Raw genomic sequence first — 17,567 nt, 5'->3', positions numbered from 1 at the left:
GGCTGCGATCTTTTGATCTTGCTGTTAAAAAATCAAAAGATCGCAGCCTTCGGCAGCTCCTACACAGGGGAATCGGTGGAGGCGTTGAGTCTGGTGTTAAGACCCAGGCCACCCGCAGAGTTCCTCAGGCCATCTGCAAAACCTTGAACACAAACGCATATTCGAGTGCTACGTCACGTAATCCCTGATAGCGCCCGCTCATGCCGCCATGCCCGGCGCCCAGTTCGGTCTTGAGCAGCAGCAGGTTGGCGTCGGTCTTGGTCGCGCGCAATTTCGCTACCCACTTGGCTGCTTCCCAATATTGCACACGGCTGTCGTTGTAGCCGGCGATTACCAGCAGTGGTGGATAAGCCTGCGCGGTGACGTTTTCGTACGGCGCATAAGCCTTGATCCGATCATAGACGTCCGGTTCTTCCGGGTTGCCCCATTCGTCGTATTCGGTGACGGTCAGCGGCAGTTCTGGGTCGAGCATGGTATTGAGTACGTCGACGAACGGCACTTCGGCAATCGCCACGCCGAACAGGTCCGGACGCTGGTTAAGCACCGCGCCGATCAACAGGCCACCGGCGCTGCCACCGCTGATCGCCAGTTTGTCCGCCGTGGTGATGCCGTTGAGCACCAGAAACTCAGCGCAGGCGATGAAGTCGCTGAAGGTGTTGGGTTTGTGTTCCTGCTTGCCGGCGCGATACCAGGCTTCGCCCAGCTCGCCGCCGCCGCGTACGTGGGCGATGGCGAAGGCCATGCCGCGATCGAGCAGGCTCAGGCGCGCGTGGGAAAACCACGGATCGAGACTGGAGCCGTAGGCACCGTAACCGTACAGATACAGCGGCACGGGTTTGCCAACCATCTCGCGCTTCATCACCAGACTGATCGGCACCTGCGTGCCGTCCGGGGCGGTGGCCCACAGGCGCTGACTGACATAGGCGTCGGCATCGAACGGGCCGAGCACCGGGGTTTCCTTGAGCACCGTTTGCTCGCCCGTGGCGAGAATCAACTGGCGCACCTGGGCCGGGCGATTCAACGCTTCGTAGCGCAGCCGAATGCGATCGCTCTCGAACTCCAGGCTGTTTTGCACATGGAGGCTGTAGGCCGCATCTGGCAGTTGCACGCGATATGAAGCTTGGCCCTGCGGATGAACTTCGATGATCGGCAGACCCCCTTCACGCAGGCTCAAGGTCACCGCCTCGGTGTTGAGGCTGACGCCGTCGAGCATCACTTCATCGCTGTGCGGGATCAAATTCTGCCAGTCGGCCTCGCTCGGCGGTACGCCGGTATCCGCAGCCTGATACAGGGCGAAGTTGATGCCGTCGCGGTTGGTGCGGATGAACCACGTCCAGACGCCATCGAGCAGGCCGTGGTCGACGTCGTATTCGTGATCTTCGACCCGGGGCGCCAGACAGGCGAACGGCAGGTGCGGCTGATTGGCGTCCAGCGCCCAGACTTCGCTGGTGGTCTTGCTGCCCAGCGACAGCAGCAATTGCTGCTCGGAGCTGGCGCGGTAGCAATGCAGGAAGAAACGCCCGTCCGGCTCGTGAAAAACCTCTTCGGCGGCGGTGCCATCGAGTCGATAGCGGAACAGTTTGTGCGGGCGATGGGTGTCGTCGAGCACGCCGAAGAACAGGGTCAGACTGTCGTTGGCCCAGGTCATGCTGCCGTCGCAGTCTGCGAATTCGAGTTCGCTGACCTTGTCGTTGGACAGTTCCTTGACGAACAGCGTGTAGATCTCATCGCCCGAGGCATCGACGCTGTAAGCCAGGCGCTGGTGATCGGGGCTGATGCTGAAAGCACCGAGCGAGAAGAAGCCGCCATTGGCCAGCGCATTCGGATCGAGCAGTAGCTGTTCGCGGCTTTCGTCGAGCGTCAGGCTGTCGTCCGCCGGACGCGGGCAGCGGTAGTGCCGGGCGTATTCGTCACCGGCGGTGGTGCGCGTGTAATACAGATACGGGCCCCAGGGCGAGGGCAGGGACAGGTCGGTTTCCAGAATCCGGCCCTTGATCTCGTTGAACAGGCTTTCGCGCAGTTCGGCCTGATCAGCGGTTTGCGCTTCCTGATAAGCGTTTTCGGCCTTGAGGTAGTCGAGCACCGCGTCGGTATCGCGCTCCTGCAGCCAGGCATACGGGTCGGCGCCGGGCGCCCGGTGGGCAATCGGGGCTGGGATGACATTGGCGGATTGGGGCATGGAAGGCTCTCGGACAGATATACAAATTGGGTTTTTCGCAGCATTTGAAACTGCCGCAATCCCTGTAGGAGTGAGCCTGCTCGCGATAGCGGTGTGTCATTCAAAATAACTTTGACTGATCAATTGCTATCGCGAGCAGGCTCACTCCTACAGGGGATGTGTCTATTGGGACAAGCCGCATGGGCGAAAAGTCGTTACTATAAGCGCCTCTTTGCCTGCCTTGCCATGGACACCATGACCGAGAACGACTATCTGATCGCCTGGGGCCTTTACGCCTTTGCCGCCGTAGGCTGCCTGCTGGTATGGATGCGCCTGACCACCTGGATGTGGCGCTGGCTGCGCGAGCCGCTGCGTGTGCTGATGGCGGTGTTGCTGTTCAGCCCGACCATCGTCGATCCAGTGAAAGCCAAGGTTGCGCCGGCCATCGCCATCACCGCACTGGACACGCTCTTCAAGGTCGGCAACAACGCCTGGCGCGCGGTTTCCGATCTGTTCATGTACGGCATGATCGCCTTCGGGGTCTATCTGGTTTTCGTCTTGATCCGTATGCCGATCGAGCGTGCTTCGACAGCCCGACGCGAACGCGCCGAGGCCGGCAAGGCTGCGGCCCGTGCCGAAGAACGCGAAGATGATCAGCCGTTCGGCGGCGCCGGTGACGACCGCTACGGTCGCCCGCCCGTGCCGAACAATCCGCAGCGCATGCGGGTCGAGCCGCGTCTGTAACCCGAGAGTCCGCACATGTGTGAATTACTGGGCATGAGTGCCAACGTGCCGACCGACATCGTGTTCAGCTTCACCGGCCTGATGCAGCGCGGCGGCCGCACCGGCCCGCACCGCGACGGCTGGGGCATTGCCTTCTATGAGGGCCGGGGCTTGCGGCTGTTCCAGGACCCGGCGGCGAGCAGCGAGTCGGAAGTCGCCAATCTGGTGCAGCGTTATCCGATCAAGAGCGAAGTGGTCATCGGCCATATTCGCCAGGCCAACGTCGGCAAGGTCTGCCTGTCCAACACCCACCCGTTCGTCCGCGAACTGTGGGGGCGCAACTGGTGTTTCGCGCACAACGGGCAGCTCGCCGACTTCACCCCGATCAAGAGTTTCTACCGCCCGGTCGGCGATACCGACAGCGAAGCGGCGTTCTGCGATTTGCTCAACCGTGTGCGCGCAGCCTTTCCGGAACCGGAGGATATCGAAGTGCTGCTGCCGGATCTGGTCGCCGCCTGCGCCGAATACCGCAGCAAAGGCGTGTTCAATTGCCTGCTCAGCGACGGCGACTGGCTGTTCTGTTATTGCTCGACCAAACTGGCCCAGATCACCCGGCGCGCACCGTTCGGCCCCGCACGGCTCAAGGATGTCGACGTGATTGTCGACTTCCAGGCCGAAACCACGCCCAACGACGTGGTCACGGTGATCGCCACCGAGCCTTTGACCGAAAACGAAACCTGGACCCGCTATGAACCGGGCCAATGGAGCCTGTGGCGACGCGGCGAATGCGTCAGCCAGGGCAAGACCGAATAAGGATTTGCACCCATGTTGCTCAGTTATGTACGGCTGGTGTTGTTTGCGGCGGGCCTGTTGATCGGTGTCCAGGTGCCGGGGTTCATCAACGATTACGCCCAGCGGGTCGAAGCGCATCTGATCGAAGCGCAGACCGGTCTGCGTGGTTTTCAGGGCACCGCCGATCAGTTTTTCAAAGGCGACATGCAGGCGCTGGTCGCGCATTACCGGGCCAGCGAAGACCCGATTTTTCGCAGCGATGCCGACAGCCTGAACACCTTGCTCACTCGCCAGGTCGCGCTGGATAAACAATTCCAGGCGATGCAAGGCCCGTGGTACGTGCGCTTCCTGCAAGTGGTGCTGGCCGCCGACCCGGACATTCGCAAGGAAACCTGGAATGGCTACAGTTATCAGATCCTGCTGACGCCAGAGGCAATGATCTGGGGCATGAGCGGGGCGTTGCTGCTGTCGTTCGGCATCGAATGCCTGCTCCGCCTGATCGACTGGGTAGTACTCGGCGGCCGCCGTCTGCGCCAGAGCCGGCCGATCGAAGATCGCGACGTGCGCGGCCTTTGAGATCGCTCATTTCCCCTGTGGCGAGGGAGCTTGCTCCCGCTGGAGTGCGAAGCGCTCCCGTCCATTTATTCTGAACGAGCGCAGGTAACGATTTTACGACTGCTGCGCAGCCGAGCGGGAGCAAGCTCCCTCGCCACAAGTGTGCTCAGTCAGTGAGGGTGATGCAGTCCTTGCCCACCTTTTGCGCATACCCCGCCAAGACCTGCTGACACAACGTCACTATCTCCTCGACCCACTCAACCCCGACCCGCCACGACACCACCACCGGCAGATTCGCCGGCCGCTGCGCGATGTCGAGCAGGGTCAGTTCGCCGCGTGCCAGTTCCTCGGCCACCAGCACCGGTGGCAGCGCGCCGATACCGAAGCCGTCACGCAACAACCGGGTGATCGCTGACACCGAGTTCACGCCATTCAAGCGTGGCGCCATGACGCCGTTGGCCTGCATCAGCGCGACGATATCCTGATGCGGTCGTGAGTTTTTCGAGTAGGTGATGATCCGCTCCTGCGCCAGTTCGGCGAGGTCGGCGTAGTCGCGGTTGTAGATCGAATTGCTCGCGACGATCCAGCCCAACGGATGGCTGGCCAACTCCAGGCTACGCACGCTTTCGTGACGGACCAGATCGGTTTGCAGAACCAGATCGAGAAAGCCTTTTTGCAGCTGATCGCAGAGATTCAGCGCCGTATCCGCGACCAGCTCGATTTCCACTCGCGGGTACAGATCTGTCATCTGCGCCACCAGTGGGCTCAGCCAGGTATGGATCACCGTATCCATCACGCCGATACGCACCCGGCCGACCTTGCTCGAACGAGTCTCGATCGACTGTCTCAGCGCTGCCATGGTGTCGAGCATCTGTTCGGCATAATCGAGCACCTTCAGACCTTCCGGGGTCAAGCTGACGCCGCGTGAGTCGCGTAGAAACAGCTTCACTCCCAGTTCGCCTTCGAGCACTGCGATGCGGCTGGAAATCGACGCCTGAGTGGTGAACAGCTTGTCGGCGGTCAGGCGAAAACTCTTCAGGCGCGCGACCCAGACAAAGGTCTCGAGAAACTTCAGGTTCATGGGCAAGGCTCGGCTGACAAATTTTTCTTATGCCTAAGGCGGGTTTTTATTCGTTGGACGGCGCGGGGCAGGGCGACGAAAAATCGGCGCATCCGGTTCCCACGATAGGCGTCGTCGGAGCTTCGAACAAGACCAATAAAAGCCCTGCGGAGATTTGCCATGAGTGCTCCTGACACCCTCCCTTTATCCAAGCCTGCGGCGCGGCCCGGGCCGTTCGACTGGTACCGCAACATCAACCAGCAGGAGCGCCGCACGTTCTGGAGCTGCAAGATCGGTTACGGTCTGGATGGCATGGACACGCAGATGCTCAGCTTCGTCGTGCCGACGCTGATTGCGATGTGGGGCATCACCACTGGCGAAGCGGGGCTGATTCACACCAGCACCCTGATCGCGTCGGCGATCGGCGGCTGGGTCGCCGGGATTCTCTCCGACCGCATCGGTCGCGTGCGCACCCTGCAACTGACGGTGCTGTGGTTCGCCTTCTTCACTTTTCTTTGCGGTTTCGCGCAAAACTATGAACAACTGTTGATCGCCCGCACCCTGATGGGCTTCGGTTTCGGTGGTGAGTGGACCGCCGGCGCGGTGTTGATCGGCGAGGTGATCCGCGCCCAGGATCGCGGCAAAGCGGTCGGCATGGTGCAATCCGGTTGGGCGCTGGGCTGGGGTCTGACGGCGATTCTGTATGCGCTGCTGTTCTCGGTGTTGCCACCGGAAGATGCCTGGCGTGCGCTGTTCATCCTCGGCATCGTGCCGGCGATATTCGTGATTTTTGTCCGACGCCTGGTGAAAGATCCGGAAATCTATCGCGAAGCCAAAGCCGCGCAAACGCCAGAAAACCCGGCGAAGTTCTACGAGATCTTCGCACCGGGCATGCTCTTCACCACGTTTCGAGCGTCGTTGCTGACCACCGGTGCGCTGGGCGGTTATTACGCAATCACCTCCTGGCTGCCGACCTTCCTCAAGAACGAACGCGGTTTGAGCGTGCTTGGCACCGGTGGTTATCTGGCGATGGTGATCGTCGGTTCCTACGTCGGTTACGTGATCAGCGCTTATCTGACCGATCTGCTGGGGCGGAAAAAGAATTTCATTTTGTTCGCGGTCGGCTCGTTCACCATCGTTCTGCTGTACACGCAGATGCCGGTCAGCAACGGCGTGATGCTGTGGCTGGGGTTTCCGCTGGGCTTCTTTGCCTCGGGGATTTTCAGCGGCATGGGTGCGTTTCTCACTGAATTGTTCCCCACGCGGATTCGCGGCTCGGGTCAGGGTTTCTGCTACAACATCGGCCGCGCGCTGGCGGCGTTGTTCCCGCTGCTGATCGGCCTGCTCAGCCAGAAAGTGCCATTGAGCATGGGCATCGGTGCCTTCGCGGCGGTGTCCTACGGCGTGGTGATTATTGCGGCGTTGAGCCTGCCGGAAACCCGCGGCAAACAACTAGACGCGCAGTAACTGATAACCTGCTGGGCAGTGTCCTACAGATAAAAAGACGAGCAGCTACAGGAGTGTTCACCGTGAGCCGCCTGCTATTGAATTGCGACATTGGCGAGAGCTTCGGCAGCTGGACCATGGGTCTGGACGCCGAGGTCATGCCCTTCATCGATTGCGCCAACGTTGCCTGCGGTTTCCATGCCGGCGACCCGAGCATCATGCGCAAGACCGTGGCGCTGGCCCTCGAACACAGCGTACAGATTGGCGCGCATCCGGCCTATCAGGATCTGGTCGGATTCGGCCGGCGCTCCATGGCCTATTCCGCGCAGGAGCTGCAAGACATCCTGCATTACCAGATCGGTGCGCTCGATGGCATCTGCAAGGCGCAGGGCGGGCGGGTCAGCTACGTCAAACCCCACGGCGCGATGTACAACGACATGATGGCCAACCCGGCGCAACTGCGTGCGGTAGTGCAGGCCGTGGCGGCGTATGACCGCAATCTTCCGCTGATGCTCATGGCGACCCGCGACAACGCTGCGGCGCAGCAGATCGGCGATGAATATGGCGTGACGCTGTGGTTCGAAGCTTTCGCCGATCGCGCTTACGACAGCGGCGGCCGGCTGGTCTCACGGCAGTTGCCGGGCGCGGTGCATCACGATCCCGAGAAAATCATCGAGCAAGCGCTGACCATCGCCCATGGCGGCGAGCTCACCGCTAGCGACGGCAGCGCCTTGATCCTGCGCGCCAACACCTTGTGTGTACACGGCGACAACGCCAGCTCCGTGGTCGCCGTGCAGCGCATTCGCCAAGCCTTACAGCAGTCGAGTGCGTCATGAATCCACGGATTGAAGTGGTGGCGCTGGATTGCCTGATGCTGCGTCTGTTCGATGAAATCGCCGAAGCCAACATGCCGTGGATGCTCGCCGCCACCGAGCGTTTGCGCACGGCGTTTGGCGCCCAACTGATCGATCTGGTGCCGTCCTATACGACGTTGATGGTGCATTACGATCTGACGCTGCTGAGTCCGGCTCAGGCGCGCGAATTGATCGCCGAAGCGCTGGTCGACCTGTCGCCGAATGCGCGAAGCGCTGGGCAGTGTCACGTCTTGCCGGTCTGGTACGACCTCAGTGTCGGCCCGGAATTGAGCCTGCTGGCTGAACGTAGCGGGCTCGCTGTGGCGGAGGTGATCCGTCGGCACAGCGCACGGGAGTATCAGGTATTCGCCCTTGGTTTTGCGCCGGGCTTTGCCTTCATGGGCCTGGTCGAAGAGATTCTCGCCGCGCCGCGCTTGAGCACACCGCGTAAAAAAGTCGCCGCCGGCAGCGTGGGTATCGCCGAGCGGCAGACCGCAGCTTATCCGGTCGTTTCACCCGGTGGCTGGAATTTGATCGGCCGCACTCCGGCGAAACTGTTCGATCGCCATCGCGACGGCTACAGCCTGATGCAGCCCGGTGACACGGTACGCTTCGCAGCGGTCGATCACGCCGAATTCATTCGTCTGGGCGGCGACGACACAGCACTGGAGGCGCTGGCATGAGTCGACTGACGATCGAAGCCAGCACACCGCTGTGCCTAGTGCAGGATGCCGGGCGCTTCGGTGTGCGACACCTGGGCGTTACCCAGGGCGGCGCGGCGGATTGGTGTTCCATGAGCTGGGCCAATTGGCTGCTTGGCAATGAGCTGGATGCTGCGGTGGTTGAAATCACCCTCGGCGGGTTTGCCGTGGTGGCTGAAGAGGATTGCCTGCTGGCGCTGGCCGGAGCGGATCTCGGCGCGCAGATCGATGGACAGGCGCTGGCGCCGTGGCGCGGTTTCACGTTGCACAAAGGTCAGAGGTTGCAGTTCACCCAACCCTTGCTTGGCGCCCGGGCTTATCTGGCGGCTCCCGGCGGTTTTGCCGCGCCGTCCGTGTTGGCCAGTTGCGCGACGGTCGTGCGCGAAGAGCTCGGAGGGCTTGATGGTCTGGGCGTGCCGCTGACAAAAGGAGCGATCCTGAGTTATCACGGCGAACCCCGGCCGGTGCGTGACGTACCACAGACGCAGCAACCGGACCTGCGCTCGGTTAAACCGCTGGATCTGGTGATTGGTGCACAGATCGGCCAGTTCAGCGGGCAAAGTCTGTTTGATGTCTTCAACAGCACCTGGACAATCGACAGCCGCGCCGACCGCATGGGCATCCGCCTGCAGGGCGCGACGTTGCACTATCAGGGCGCGGCGATGATTTCCGAAGGGATTCCCTTGGGCGCGGTGCAAGTGCCACCGGACGGACAGCCGATTGTGTTGCTCAATGATCGCCAGACCATCGGCGGGTATCCGCGCCTGGGCGCGTTGACGCCGCTGGCACTGGCGCGGCTGGCGCAGTGCTTGCCGGGAGCGAAGGTGAGATTGCGGCCGGTGGTGCAGGACGTCGCGCACCGCGAGCATGTCGAGTATTTGCAGCGCTTTATAGATCGCTAAAAGCTTCGCGAGCAGGCTCGCTCCCACAGGTAAAGGCATTCCAATGCGGGAGCGAGCCTGCTCGCGAAGGCGTTCGTCGGGTTAACGATTATTTGGAAAGAAACCGCATCCCTTCCTCAAGCCCGCGCAACGTCAGCGGATACATCTGATCCTCGATCAGGTCGCGGACAATGTTGGTCGACGAGGTATAGCCCCACGTGTCCTTCGGATACGGGTTGATCCAGATGAGTTTCTTGTATTTCTCCATGAAGCGCTGCATCCACACGTAGCCCGGCTCTTCGTTCCAGTGCTCGACACTGCCGCCAGCCTGGGTGATTTCATAAGGCGCCATGGCGGCGTCGCCGATGAAGATCACTTTGTAGTCGGCACCGTACTTGTGCAGCAGATCCTGGGTCGAGGTGCGCTCGGAAGTGCGGCGCATGTTGTTCTTCCACACTGATTCATAAATGAAGTTGTGGAAGTAGAAGTACTCCAGATGCTTGAACTCGGTCTTGCAGGCCGAAAACAATTCCTCGCAGATCTTCACGTGCGCATCCATTGAGCCGCCGATATCAAACAACAGCAGCAGCTTCACCGTGTTGCGCCGTTCCGGGCGCATCTGGATATTCAGCAGGCCGGCATCCTTGGCGGTGTGGTCGATGGTGCCATCGATGTCCAGCTCTTCCGCCGCGCCCTGTCGAGCGAACTTGCGCAGACGACGCAAGGCGACCTTGATATTGCGGGTGCCCAGTTCCACTGAATCGTCGAGGTTCTTGTACTCGCGCTGATCCCAGACCTTGACCGCTTTGCCCTGACGCTTGCCGGCATCGCCAACCCGGATGCCCTCCGGGTTGAAACCGCCGGAGCCGAACGGGCTGGTGCCGCCGGTGCCGATCCATTTGTTGCCGCCGGCGTGACGTTCCTTCTGTTCTTCCAGACGCTTCTTGAACTCCTCGATGAGCTTGTCCAGCCCGCCCAGGGACTGGATCTGCGCGCGTTCTTCATCAGTCAGAGAGCGCTCGAACTCCTTGCGCAGCCAGTCTTCGGGAATCAGCGCCTGCAAGTGGTCGTCGAGTTTTTCGAGGCCATTGAAGTAAGCGCCGAATGCACGGTCGAACTTGTCGAAATGACGTTCGTCCTTCACCAGAATCGCCCGCGACAGATAATAGAACTCGTCCATGTCGGCGAAGGTCACGCGCTGTTTCAGCGCGTTGATCAGGTCGAGCAACTCACGCACCGACACCGGCACCTTGGCTGCACGCATTTCATTGAACAGGTTGAGCAGCATGGCAGCAGCCTCTTAGCGGGTGCCGCGACGGCTCATGAACGCCAGGCGCTCAAGCAGTTGCACGTCCTGTTCGTTCTTCACCAGCGCACCGGCCAGCGGCGGGATGGCTTTGGTCGGGTCGCGCTCGCGCAGCACCGCTTCGCCGATGTTGTCGGCCATCAGCAGTTTCAGCCAGTCGACCAGTTCCGACGTCGAAGGTTTTTTCTTCAGGCCCGGTACCTTGCGCACGTCAAAGAACACGTCGAGCGCTTCGCTGACCAGATCCTTCTTGATGTCCGGGTAGTGCACGTCGACGATTTTCTGCAGGGTAGTGCGGTCGGGGAAAGCGATGTAGTGGAAGAAGCAGCGGCGCAGGAAGGCGTCCGGAAGCTCTTTCTCGTTGTTGGAGGTAATGATGATGATCGGGCGCTTCTTGGCCTTGATGGTCTCGTCGATCTCGTAAACGTAGAACTCCATCTTGTCGAGTTCTTGCAGCAAGTCATTGGGGAACTCGATGTCAGCCTTGTCGATTTCGTCGATCAGCAGAATCACCCGCTCCTCGGACTCGAACGCTTCCCAGAGCTTGCCTTTCTTCAGGTAATTGCGCACGTCGTGGACTTTTTCATTGCCCAACTGCGAGTCGCGCAAACGGCTGACCGCGTCGTACTCGTAAAGACCCTGATGGGCCTTGGTGGTGGACTTGATGTGCCAGGTGATCAGCTTGGCACCGAACGACTCGGCCAGTTGCTCGGCGAGCATGGTCTTGCCGGTGCCCGGCTCACCTTTGACCAGCAGTGGCCGCTCCAGGGTGATGGCGGCATTGACCGCCAGCTTCAGGTCATCGGTGGCGACGTAGGCCTGGGTGCCTTCGAACTTCATCTGCAAATCCTCGAACGGTAACGCCCACCTTGCGGGCAGGGCGGGGGCGAATAATCGGATGCCCCGACTATAACGCGCACGCCGGTCGACTGTGAACGCAGACGGCTTATTCAGTCTCTGAATGGGGCGTCACATGTTGACTCAGTCTCGGCGGATGGCCAGTATTCAGGTATCGCCGATTTGGCGATAGCCTTTCTTACTTGGTTGATAAAAAGGCAGAAAATCGATGTTACCCATGAAACGCCCGCGTCTGCGATCTGCGCAGGTCCTGTCGGATTTCAGGTTGGCGCTGACATTTATCAATGGTCAGGAACTGACAGTTGATTTGGGGGTGGATATTCATACTTATCCAGGTCTGCGGCCACTGCTTGATCGCGAAGTCTTTGCGACCGCCGTAGTTGGCGACGATGGCTGGATAGTCGAATGGCTAGAGCCCGACATACAGATTGGCGCAGACACCTTGTACATGGATGCGCTGGCGCAAAATGCCCAGGATGAGAACACACGCATTTTTATCGACTGGCGCGCCCGTACGGGACTTTCTCTCAGTGAGGCGGCCGAGGCGCTGGGTGTGAGCGCTCGGAGCATCAGCCGTTACAGCAATGGGCGTGAGGCAGTGCCACGTTCTTTGGCGTTGGCCTGTCTGGGCTGGGATTCGCTGCAACAGCGCTCACCGATCGCGGCCGAAGACACTGGCAGATATGTCGTCAACCGCAAAACTTAACCCTCATCCGGCTTCGGCCTTTCATACCGCGCATTGAAGGCCTGGATAAACCCGTTGCGCAAAATCTGCAAAAACGCCTCGAACGCGTTGACGTTCTGCTGGTGCACATTGCCACTGAGTTGAACCCGGGTGGCGAACTGGTTTTTGTTCTGGTTTTTCAGAACGGTCTCGGTGCCGCCAACCAGCGCTTCCCAGACCGAGCGGAACAGGCCTTTGTTCTTGTTCTCGACGTCTTGCTGCCAGTTGAAAACGTCAACGTCGCGTAGCAGGGGTTTGATGTAGCCGGTGAGTCGGGCTTTCTCTGCCTTGGCTTCGATGACCACATCGCCGTGGCCGGCGTTGAAGTCGAACTTGCCATAGGCCGAGGCGAAGTCGTTCATGCGTTTGAGCTCGATGTCGCGGGCACGCAGGCGGAATTCGAAGTCTTCGAAGTTGCTCAACGGATCGAAGGTGGCGGTGGTTTCCAGTGGCGCGTGGCCCAGCAGCAGCGCCTTGCCTTCGAAGCGGGCGTCGCGCTTGCCTTCCTTGTCGACCACGTTGGTCAGGTTGTAGATGCTGGCGTTGACGTTGCTGGCATTCATGTTCACCGGCGGCTTGGAATTGAAGTTGCGAAAAGTGATACGGCCGTCGTTAATCTGCACTTCATCGAGGGTGATCGGCAGCAGCTTGCCCAATTGTTCACGCCAGTCGGTGCCCTGACCGGTCTGCGAGTTCTGCTTGTTGGGGCCGCCGTCGACAAAGTTGATTTCGGGATTGAGGAATTGCACCTGCGCAACCACGGCATGGTCGTACCACAGCGAATGCCAGCTCACCGAGAGGTCGATCAACGGCGCATCGACGAACGGCACCGGCACCTTGCCGTCGACCTTGACGATTTTCAGACCGTTGATTTTGTACGCACCTCGCCACAGTGCGAGGTCGACATCGGTGATCTGGCCACGGTAATCACCCATGTCCGCGAGCTTGTCATTGAGGTAGTCGCGTACCAGATAGGGCAGGGCGAAGTGCAGAGCGACCAGCAGCACCACGACACCCGCCAGGGTCCAGAGCGGCCAGCTGTAACGACGTTTCATGCCATTGTTCCTTCAAGAGTGTGCCTTGACGATTCAAAGCGATTGACTGCGTGCGTTCGCAGACGTTCGCCCCGACTGGACTGTGATCGGTAACAGGCTTACCTTGAAAGGCTGAATTCAACGCTGCATAAGGACCCAGCCATGAGCCGTATCTACGCTGACAACGCCCACTCCATCGGCAATACGCCGCTGGTCCAGATCAACCGCATCGCGCCGCGCGGGGTCACGATCCTGGCCAAGATCGAAGGGCGCAACCCCGGTTACTCGGTCAAGTGCCGGATCGGCGCCAACATGATCTGGGACGCCGAAAGCAGCGGCAAACTCAAACCGGGCATGACCATTGTCGAGCCCACCTCCGGTAACACCGGCATCGGCCTGGCCTTCGTCGCTGCTGCGCGTGGCTACAAACTGATGCTGACCATGCCGGCGTCGATGAGCATCGAGCGCCGCAAGGTCCTGAAGGCCCTGGGGGCGGAACTGGTGTTGACCGAGCCGGCCAAGGGCATGAAGGGCGCCATCGAGAAAGCCGCGGAAATCGTCGCCAGTGATGCCGACAAATATTTCATGCCGGCGCAATTCGATAACCCGGCCAACCCGGCGATTCACGAAAAGACCACCGGTCCGGAAATCTGGAATGACACCGATGGGGCCGTCGACGTGCTGGTGGCTGGCGTCGGCACCGGCGGAACCATCACCGGCGTCTCGCGGTATATCAAGAACACCGCCGGCAAACCGATTCTGTCGGTGGCTGTGGAGCCTGCATCTTCGCCGGTCATCACCCAGGCGCTGGCCGGTGACGAGATCAAGCCTAGCCCGCACAAGATTCAGGGCATTGGCGCCGGTTTTGTGCCGAAGAACCTGGATCTGTCGATGGTCGATCGTGTCGAGCAGGTGACTGACGAAGAATCCAAGGCCATGGCTTTGCGCCTGATGCAGGAAGAGGGGATTCTGTGCGGTATTTCCTGCGGTGCCGCCATGGCGGTGGCAGTGCGTCTGGCGGAAACCCCGGAGATGCAGGGCAAAACCATCGTCGTGGTGCTGCCGGATTCGGGTGAGCGTTATCTGTCGAGCATGTTGTTCAGTGACCTGTTCACCGAGCAGGAGAACCAGCAGTAATCCTGTTGATTCAGGTCAGCCGAGGTTCAGGCGCTGCATGTTAATAAAGGCTTTGTTGCGCGATGCATAACACTGAATCTTGTATCAGGCGGGTTTTTCCCGGAGCCGGTAGTGTTTATCATGGCCGGCTGCCATGCCGGGAAAAGGGCATTGCGCAGCGTTGTCTTTATTCAAGGAGTCGTTGATGACCGTTTCGTTTGCCGCCAAGGCGTTTGTGCTGTTGCTGTTTCTGGGCAGCACGCTCTATGTGCATTTGCGCGGCAAGGCGCGTTTGCCGGTATTGCGCCAGTTCGTCAACCACTCGGCGCTGTTCGCCCCGTACAACGCTCTGATGTACCTGTTCTCCGCAGTGCCGTCCAGACCGTATCTGGATCGCAGCAAGTTTCCGGAACTGGATGTGCTGCGCGATAACTGGGAAACCATCCGCGACGAAGCCATGCATCTGTTTGACGAGGGCTATATTCGCGCCGCCGAAAAGAACAACGACGCCGGTTTTGGCTCGTTCTTCAAGAAAGGCTGGAAGCGCTTCTATCTGAAGTGGTACGACAAACCGCTGCCATCGGCCGAAGCCCTGTGCCCGAAAACCGTGGCACTGGTGAGTGCAATTCCCAACGTCAAGGGCGCGATGTTCGCGCTGCTGCCGGGCGGCAGTCACCTCAATCCCCATCGGGACCCGTTTGCCGGCTCCCTGCGTTATCACCTCGGTCTGTCGACACCCAACTCTGACGATTGCCGGATCTTCGTCGACGGTCAGGTTTACGCCTGGCGCGACGGCGATGACGTGATGTTCGACGAGACCTACGTGCACTGGGTCAAGAATGAAACCGATCAGACTCGCGTCATTCTGTTCTGCGACATCGAACGCCCACTGAGCAATCGCCTGATGACCCGCATCAATCGCTTCATCAGCGGCTGGCTCGGCCGCGCCACTGCCCCGCAGAACCTTGACGATGAACGCGTCGGCGGCATCAACCAGGCTTATGCCTGGAGCAAGAACTTCAGCGACCGTTTCAGCGGCGTGGTCAAACAGTGGAAACGCCGGCATCCCAAGGCCTACCGCGTCATGCGCCCGGTGCTGGCGGTGCTGGTGCTGACGTTGTTGGGGTATTGGCTGTTTGGTTGAGGCTGGCTCAGGCAATGAAAAAACCGCTCTTTGCGAGCGGTTTTTTGTTAGCGGAAGGAAAAGGACGACCCGGCTAATACGCCGCTTGGCTCTTCAACGGCTGGATTGGCCAGTGCATTCCTGATGCGATGCATCTCGGTTTCAGATAACTCAACAGATGGCTGCTTTTTCTCCATCTTTCTGGATTTGGAGTTTGATGCTTTCTTTTCAACGACAGCTTTCATGGGATCTCCGACGTTGATGAGTAAATGAGCAGGTGCTCAGATACTAGACTTGGTCAATGCGCTTCACAAGACGGCCCTCAGAGTCGAATTCGAAACCCAGTTGACGGTATAGAGGTATAGCTCCCGAAAGAGGCTCCTGAATTTCGATCTGCTGGCTGCCGATGATACGGGCGAAGTGAGTGACCGCAGTCAGGGCGAAGGTCGCTATGCGGCTCTTGAGTGGGTGTTCGTCTGGCTACCCCTCAAGACGCACAATCCTGACTCTCAGCCGGCTTTGGTTCGGATTGGCGAAACAAAGTCCGCACAGTTCACGATCAAACCAGATTGCCAAATCGAAGCTCATTGGTTCTTTGGCTTTCCATCGGACAATTTCCTCCCAGCAGAAATGCGGATCGAGCCATTGCTCATAAGCTTTCATGGCGGACGCATCAATCGCCTCGAAGCGAACCCTGGAATAATCAACGTCAACAATTGCGCGCGCCTCAAGTTCGCTGTGTAGCTTCGCAAATGTAAGTGCGGCCCGCTTCCTGGCCTCTGACCGATAAACCTGATACCGCAAATACGTCCGTTCCCTTGGCATATGATCTCTTGCATTCCATGTCTCCTGACAATCCATTGCCACCGCCAATCACCCTAATCATCCCGCCCCAAACTGTCGCTGCCGGCCCTTTGCCCAAGTCATTGCAATCTGTGTCCCGGGCTGGTTATAGTCAGCCCGCTTGAGCGCCGTGCTCACGCTTTCATTTCCTCAATAAAGATCTGCCTCCATGCCTGCATCCCTCATCAATGCGGTAGTCGATTCAGCGGTCAACGCTGGCGTCGTGCCGTGCGGGAATCAGCAGCCTGTGCAGATCAGTCATTACCCTCCACCTGTCAGTAGCACGCCGGTGTGCGCAGTTGTATCGCCGCCGGGCGTTGGTGTTCGGGGCTGATCGGCAGTTTCTGCTGACCCCTGCGCCCGCCAGAAAAAACTACTGGATTTCAGCTTCGGCTGAGTTGGCTTCTTGCCTGACTACAGGTGGTATTCATGTTTGTCCTTTCGAAACAATCCGCGCTCGCGGCGGCGTCCACGAGCCTGTTCGTTCTGCTGTGGAGCAGCGGGGCGATTTTCTCCAAATGGGGCCTGGCCCACGCTTCGCCCTTTGCCTTTCTGTTGATTCGCTTCGCCATCGCCCTGTGCGGGTTGCTGCTGCTGGCGCCGCTGCTCAAGTTGAAGTTGCCCAAGGGCGGCAAACCGATGCTGTTTGCGATCACCACGGGGTTGGTGTTGCTCGGGGCGTATCAGATTTTTTATCTGTTGGCGCTGGACTGCAAAGTCACGCCGGGGGTAATGGCGACTCTGATGGGGGTACAGCCGATCCTCACGGTGGTGCTCATGGAGCGTCAGCGGTCGGCGAGCCGTCTGTTCGGCTTGGCGCTGGGGCTGGCCGGGTTGATCATGGTGGTTTATCAGGGCATCGGTCTGGCCGGAATGTCCTGGGCTGGCATGTTGTTCGGCTTGCTCGCGCTGGCGAGCATGACGCTGGGCTCGATCATGCAAAAACGCATCACCGACAATCCTCTCGGCACGCTGCCAGTGCAGTATCTGGCGGGGCTGTTGCTGTGTGCGATCTTCGTGCCGTTCCAGCCGTTCCACTTCGAGCACAGCACAGGTTTCATCGTGCCGGTGTTGTGGATGGGCCTGGTGGTCTCGGTGCTGGCGACGTTGTTGCTGTATCGGCTGATCGCGCGGGGCAATCTGGTGAACGTCACTAGCCTGTTCTATCTGGTGCCGGCGGTGACGGCGGTGATGGATTATCTGATTTTCGGTAATCGGTTGGCCGCGTTGAGTGTGCTGGGGATGCTGCTGATCATTATTGGATTGGCTTTTGTGTTCCGTAAAACCGGATAAAAGAAAGATAAGCGGTGGCTGTTCGGGCGCCATCGCGAGCAGGCTCACTCCTACAGGGGAACGTATTCCAACTGTAGGAGTGAGCCTGCTCGCGATAGCG

The 17,567-nt window shown here is 59.7% G+C and carries 17 protein-coding genes and 1 pseudogene; 11 read left to right on the top strand and 7 right to left on the bottom strand.

Features of this window, described 5'->3' with window-relative positions; genetic code table 11:
* Positions 1-124: 124 nt before the first annotated feature.
* Positions 125-2,179 carry a S9 family peptidase gene (locus DCO47_RS18805; protein ID WP_116658665.1) on the bottom strand — a complete coding sequence of 685 codons (2,055 nt, stop codon included), beginning with the start codon at positions 2,177-2,179 and terminating at the stop codon, positions 125-127.
* Between the two features lie 225 nt (positions 2,180-2,404).
* On the opposite strand from DCO47_RS18805, the gene DCO47_RS18800 reads away from it, so the two are divergent.
* The 3 genes from DCO47_RS18800 to DCO47_RS18790 are packed head-to-tail and all read left to right on the top strand — an operon-like array spanning position 2,405 to position 4,249.
* The gene (locus DCO47_RS18800) at positions 2,405-2,902 is read left to right on the top strand and encodes an MFS transporter (RefSeq protein ID WP_116658664.1); all 498 of its coding nucleotides are present in this window, start codon (positions 2,405-2,407) and stop codon (positions 2,900-2,902) included.
* Positions 2,903-2,917: 15 nt separating this feature from the next.
* Complete coding sequence (locus tag DCO47_RS18795; protein ID WP_042607435.1) at positions 2,918-3,694, top strand: class II glutamine amidotransferase; 777 nt, start codon at positions 2,918-2,920, stop codon at positions 3,692-3,694.
* 12 nt (positions 3,695-3,706) lie between these two features.
* Entirely contained in the window at positions 3,707-4,249 is a 543-nt protein-coding gene (locus DCO47_RS18790; protein ID WP_116658663.1) for a DUF2937 family protein, read from the top strand.
* 145 nt (positions 4,250-4,394) lie between these two features.
* Here the strand turns inward: DCO47_RS18790 and DCO47_RS18785 are convergent, their stop codons facing one another.
* The gene (locus tag DCO47_RS18785) at positions 4,395-5,309 is read right to left on the bottom strand and encodes a LysR family transcriptional regulator (RefSeq protein WP_116658662.1); all 915 of its coding nucleotides are present in this window, start codon (positions 5,307-5,309) and stop codon (positions 4,395-4,397) included.
* A 159-nt stretch (positions 5,310-5,468) separates the two neighbouring features.
* On the opposite strand from DCO47_RS18785, the gene DCO47_RS18780 reads away from it, so the two are divergent.
* From DCO47_RS18780 to DCO47_RS18765, 4 genes are all read left to right on the top strand, one after another.
* The gene (locus DCO47_RS18780; RefSeq protein WP_116658661.1) at positions 5,469-6,755 is read left to right on the top strand and encodes an MFS transporter; all 1,287 of its coding nucleotides are present in this window, start codon (positions 5,469-5,471) and stop codon (positions 6,753-6,755) included.
* Positions 6,756-6,817: 62 nt separating this feature from the next.
* Complete coding sequence (locus DCO47_RS18775) at positions 6,818-7,570, top strand: 5-oxoprolinase subunit PxpA (RefSeq protein ID WP_116658660.1); 753 nt, start codon at positions 6,818-6,820, stop codon at positions 7,568-7,570.
* Complete coding sequence (gene pxpB / locus DCO47_RS18770; protein ID WP_116658659.1) at positions 7,567-8,271, top strand: 5-oxoprolinase subunit PxpB; 705 nt, start codon at positions 7,567-7,569, stop codon at positions 8,269-8,271. Before DCO47_RS18775 ends, pxpB begins: the two co-directional genes overlap by 4 nt.
* The gene (locus DCO47_RS18765) at positions 8,268-9,191 is read left to right on the top strand and encodes a biotin-dependent carboxyltransferase family protein (RefSeq protein ID WP_116658658.1); all 924 of its coding nucleotides are present in this window, start codon (positions 8,268-8,270) and stop codon (positions 9,189-9,191) included. Before pxpB ends, DCO47_RS18765 begins: the two co-directional genes overlap by 4 nt.
* A gap of 88 nt (positions 9,192-9,279) precedes the next feature.
* Here the strand turns inward: DCO47_RS18765 and DCO47_RS18760 are convergent, their stop codons facing one another.
* Positions 9,280-10,458: a VWA domain-containing protein gene (locus DCO47_RS18760; protein ID WP_007956512.1), complete on the bottom strand. Its 1,179-nt coding sequence runs from the start codon at positions 10,456-10,458 to the stop codon at positions 9,280-9,282.
* A gap of 12 nt (positions 10,459-10,470) precedes the next feature.
* Positions 10,471-11,316, bottom strand: a complete 846-nt coding sequence (locus tag DCO47_RS18755; protein ID WP_007911294.1) for a MoxR family ATPase — start codon at positions 11,314-11,316, stop codon at positions 10,471-10,473.
* A 226-nt stretch (positions 11,317-11,542) separates the two neighbouring features.
* Here DCO47_RS18755 and DCO47_RS18750 point away from each other — a divergent pair, with 226 nt between their 5' ends.
* Entirely contained in the window at positions 11,543-12,040 is a 498-nt protein-coding gene (locus DCO47_RS18750; protein ID WP_116658657.1) for a helix-turn-helix domain-containing protein, read from the top strand.
* Here the strand turns inward: DCO47_RS18750 and DCO47_RS18745 are convergent.
* Positions 12,037-13,113, bottom strand: a complete 1,077-nt coding sequence (locus DCO47_RS18745; protein ID WP_042607443.1) for a DUF748 domain-containing protein — start codon at positions 13,111-13,113, stop codon at positions 12,037-12,039. The genes DCO47_RS18750 and DCO47_RS18745 overlap by 4 nt on opposite strands.
* Positions 13,114-13,254: 141 nt before the next feature.
* Between DCO47_RS18745 and cysK the strand changes: the two genes are divergently transcribed.
* Positions 13,255-14,229 carry a cysteine synthase A gene (gene cysK / locus DCO47_RS18740; protein WP_064362519.1) on the top strand — a complete coding sequence of 325 codons (975 nt, stop codon included), beginning with the start codon at positions 13,255-13,257 and terminating at the stop codon, positions 14,227-14,229.
* A gap of 184 nt (positions 14,230-14,413) precedes the next feature.
* Positions 14,414-15,352: an aspartyl/asparaginyl beta-hydroxylase domain-containing protein gene (locus DCO47_RS18735; RefSeq protein ID WP_039760974.1), complete on the top strand. Its 939-nt coding sequence runs from the start codon at positions 14,414-14,416 to the stop codon at positions 15,350-15,352.
* A 47-nt stretch (positions 15,353-15,399) separates the two neighbouring features.
* Here DCO47_RS18735 and DCO47_RS27075 read toward each other — a convergent pair whose 3' ends face one another.
* Both DCO47_RS27075 and DCO47_RS27345 read right to left on the bottom strand, forming a co-directional pair.
* Positions 15,400-15,576: a hypothetical protein gene (locus tag DCO47_RS27075; protein ID WP_161806070.1), complete on the bottom strand. Its 177-nt coding sequence runs from the start codon at positions 15,574-15,576 to the stop codon at positions 15,400-15,402.
* A 43-nt stretch (positions 15,577-15,619) separates the two neighbouring features.
* Positions 15,620-16,156, bottom strand: a pseudogene (locus DCO47_RS27345) (hypothetical protein).
* A gap of 447 nt (positions 16,157-16,603) precedes the next feature.
* Between DCO47_RS27345 and DCO47_RS18725 the strand changes: the two are divergent.
* Positions 16,604-17,467 (top strand): DMT family transporter, encoded by an 864-nt coding sequence (locus DCO47_RS18725; RefSeq protein ID WP_116658656.1) that lies wholly within the window; start codon positions 16,604-16,606, stop codon positions 17,465-17,467.
* Positions 17,468-17,567: the final 100 nt, after the last annotated feature.

It is taken from the genome of Pseudomonas sp. NDM (assembly GCF_003105095.1).
GTDB classification, from domain to species: domain Bacteria; phylum Pseudomonadota; class Gammaproteobacteria; order Pseudomonadales; family Pseudomonadaceae; genus Aquipseudomonas; species Aquipseudomonas moraviensis_A.
This window is presented reverse-complemented; position numbering and strand designations above follow the sequence as displayed.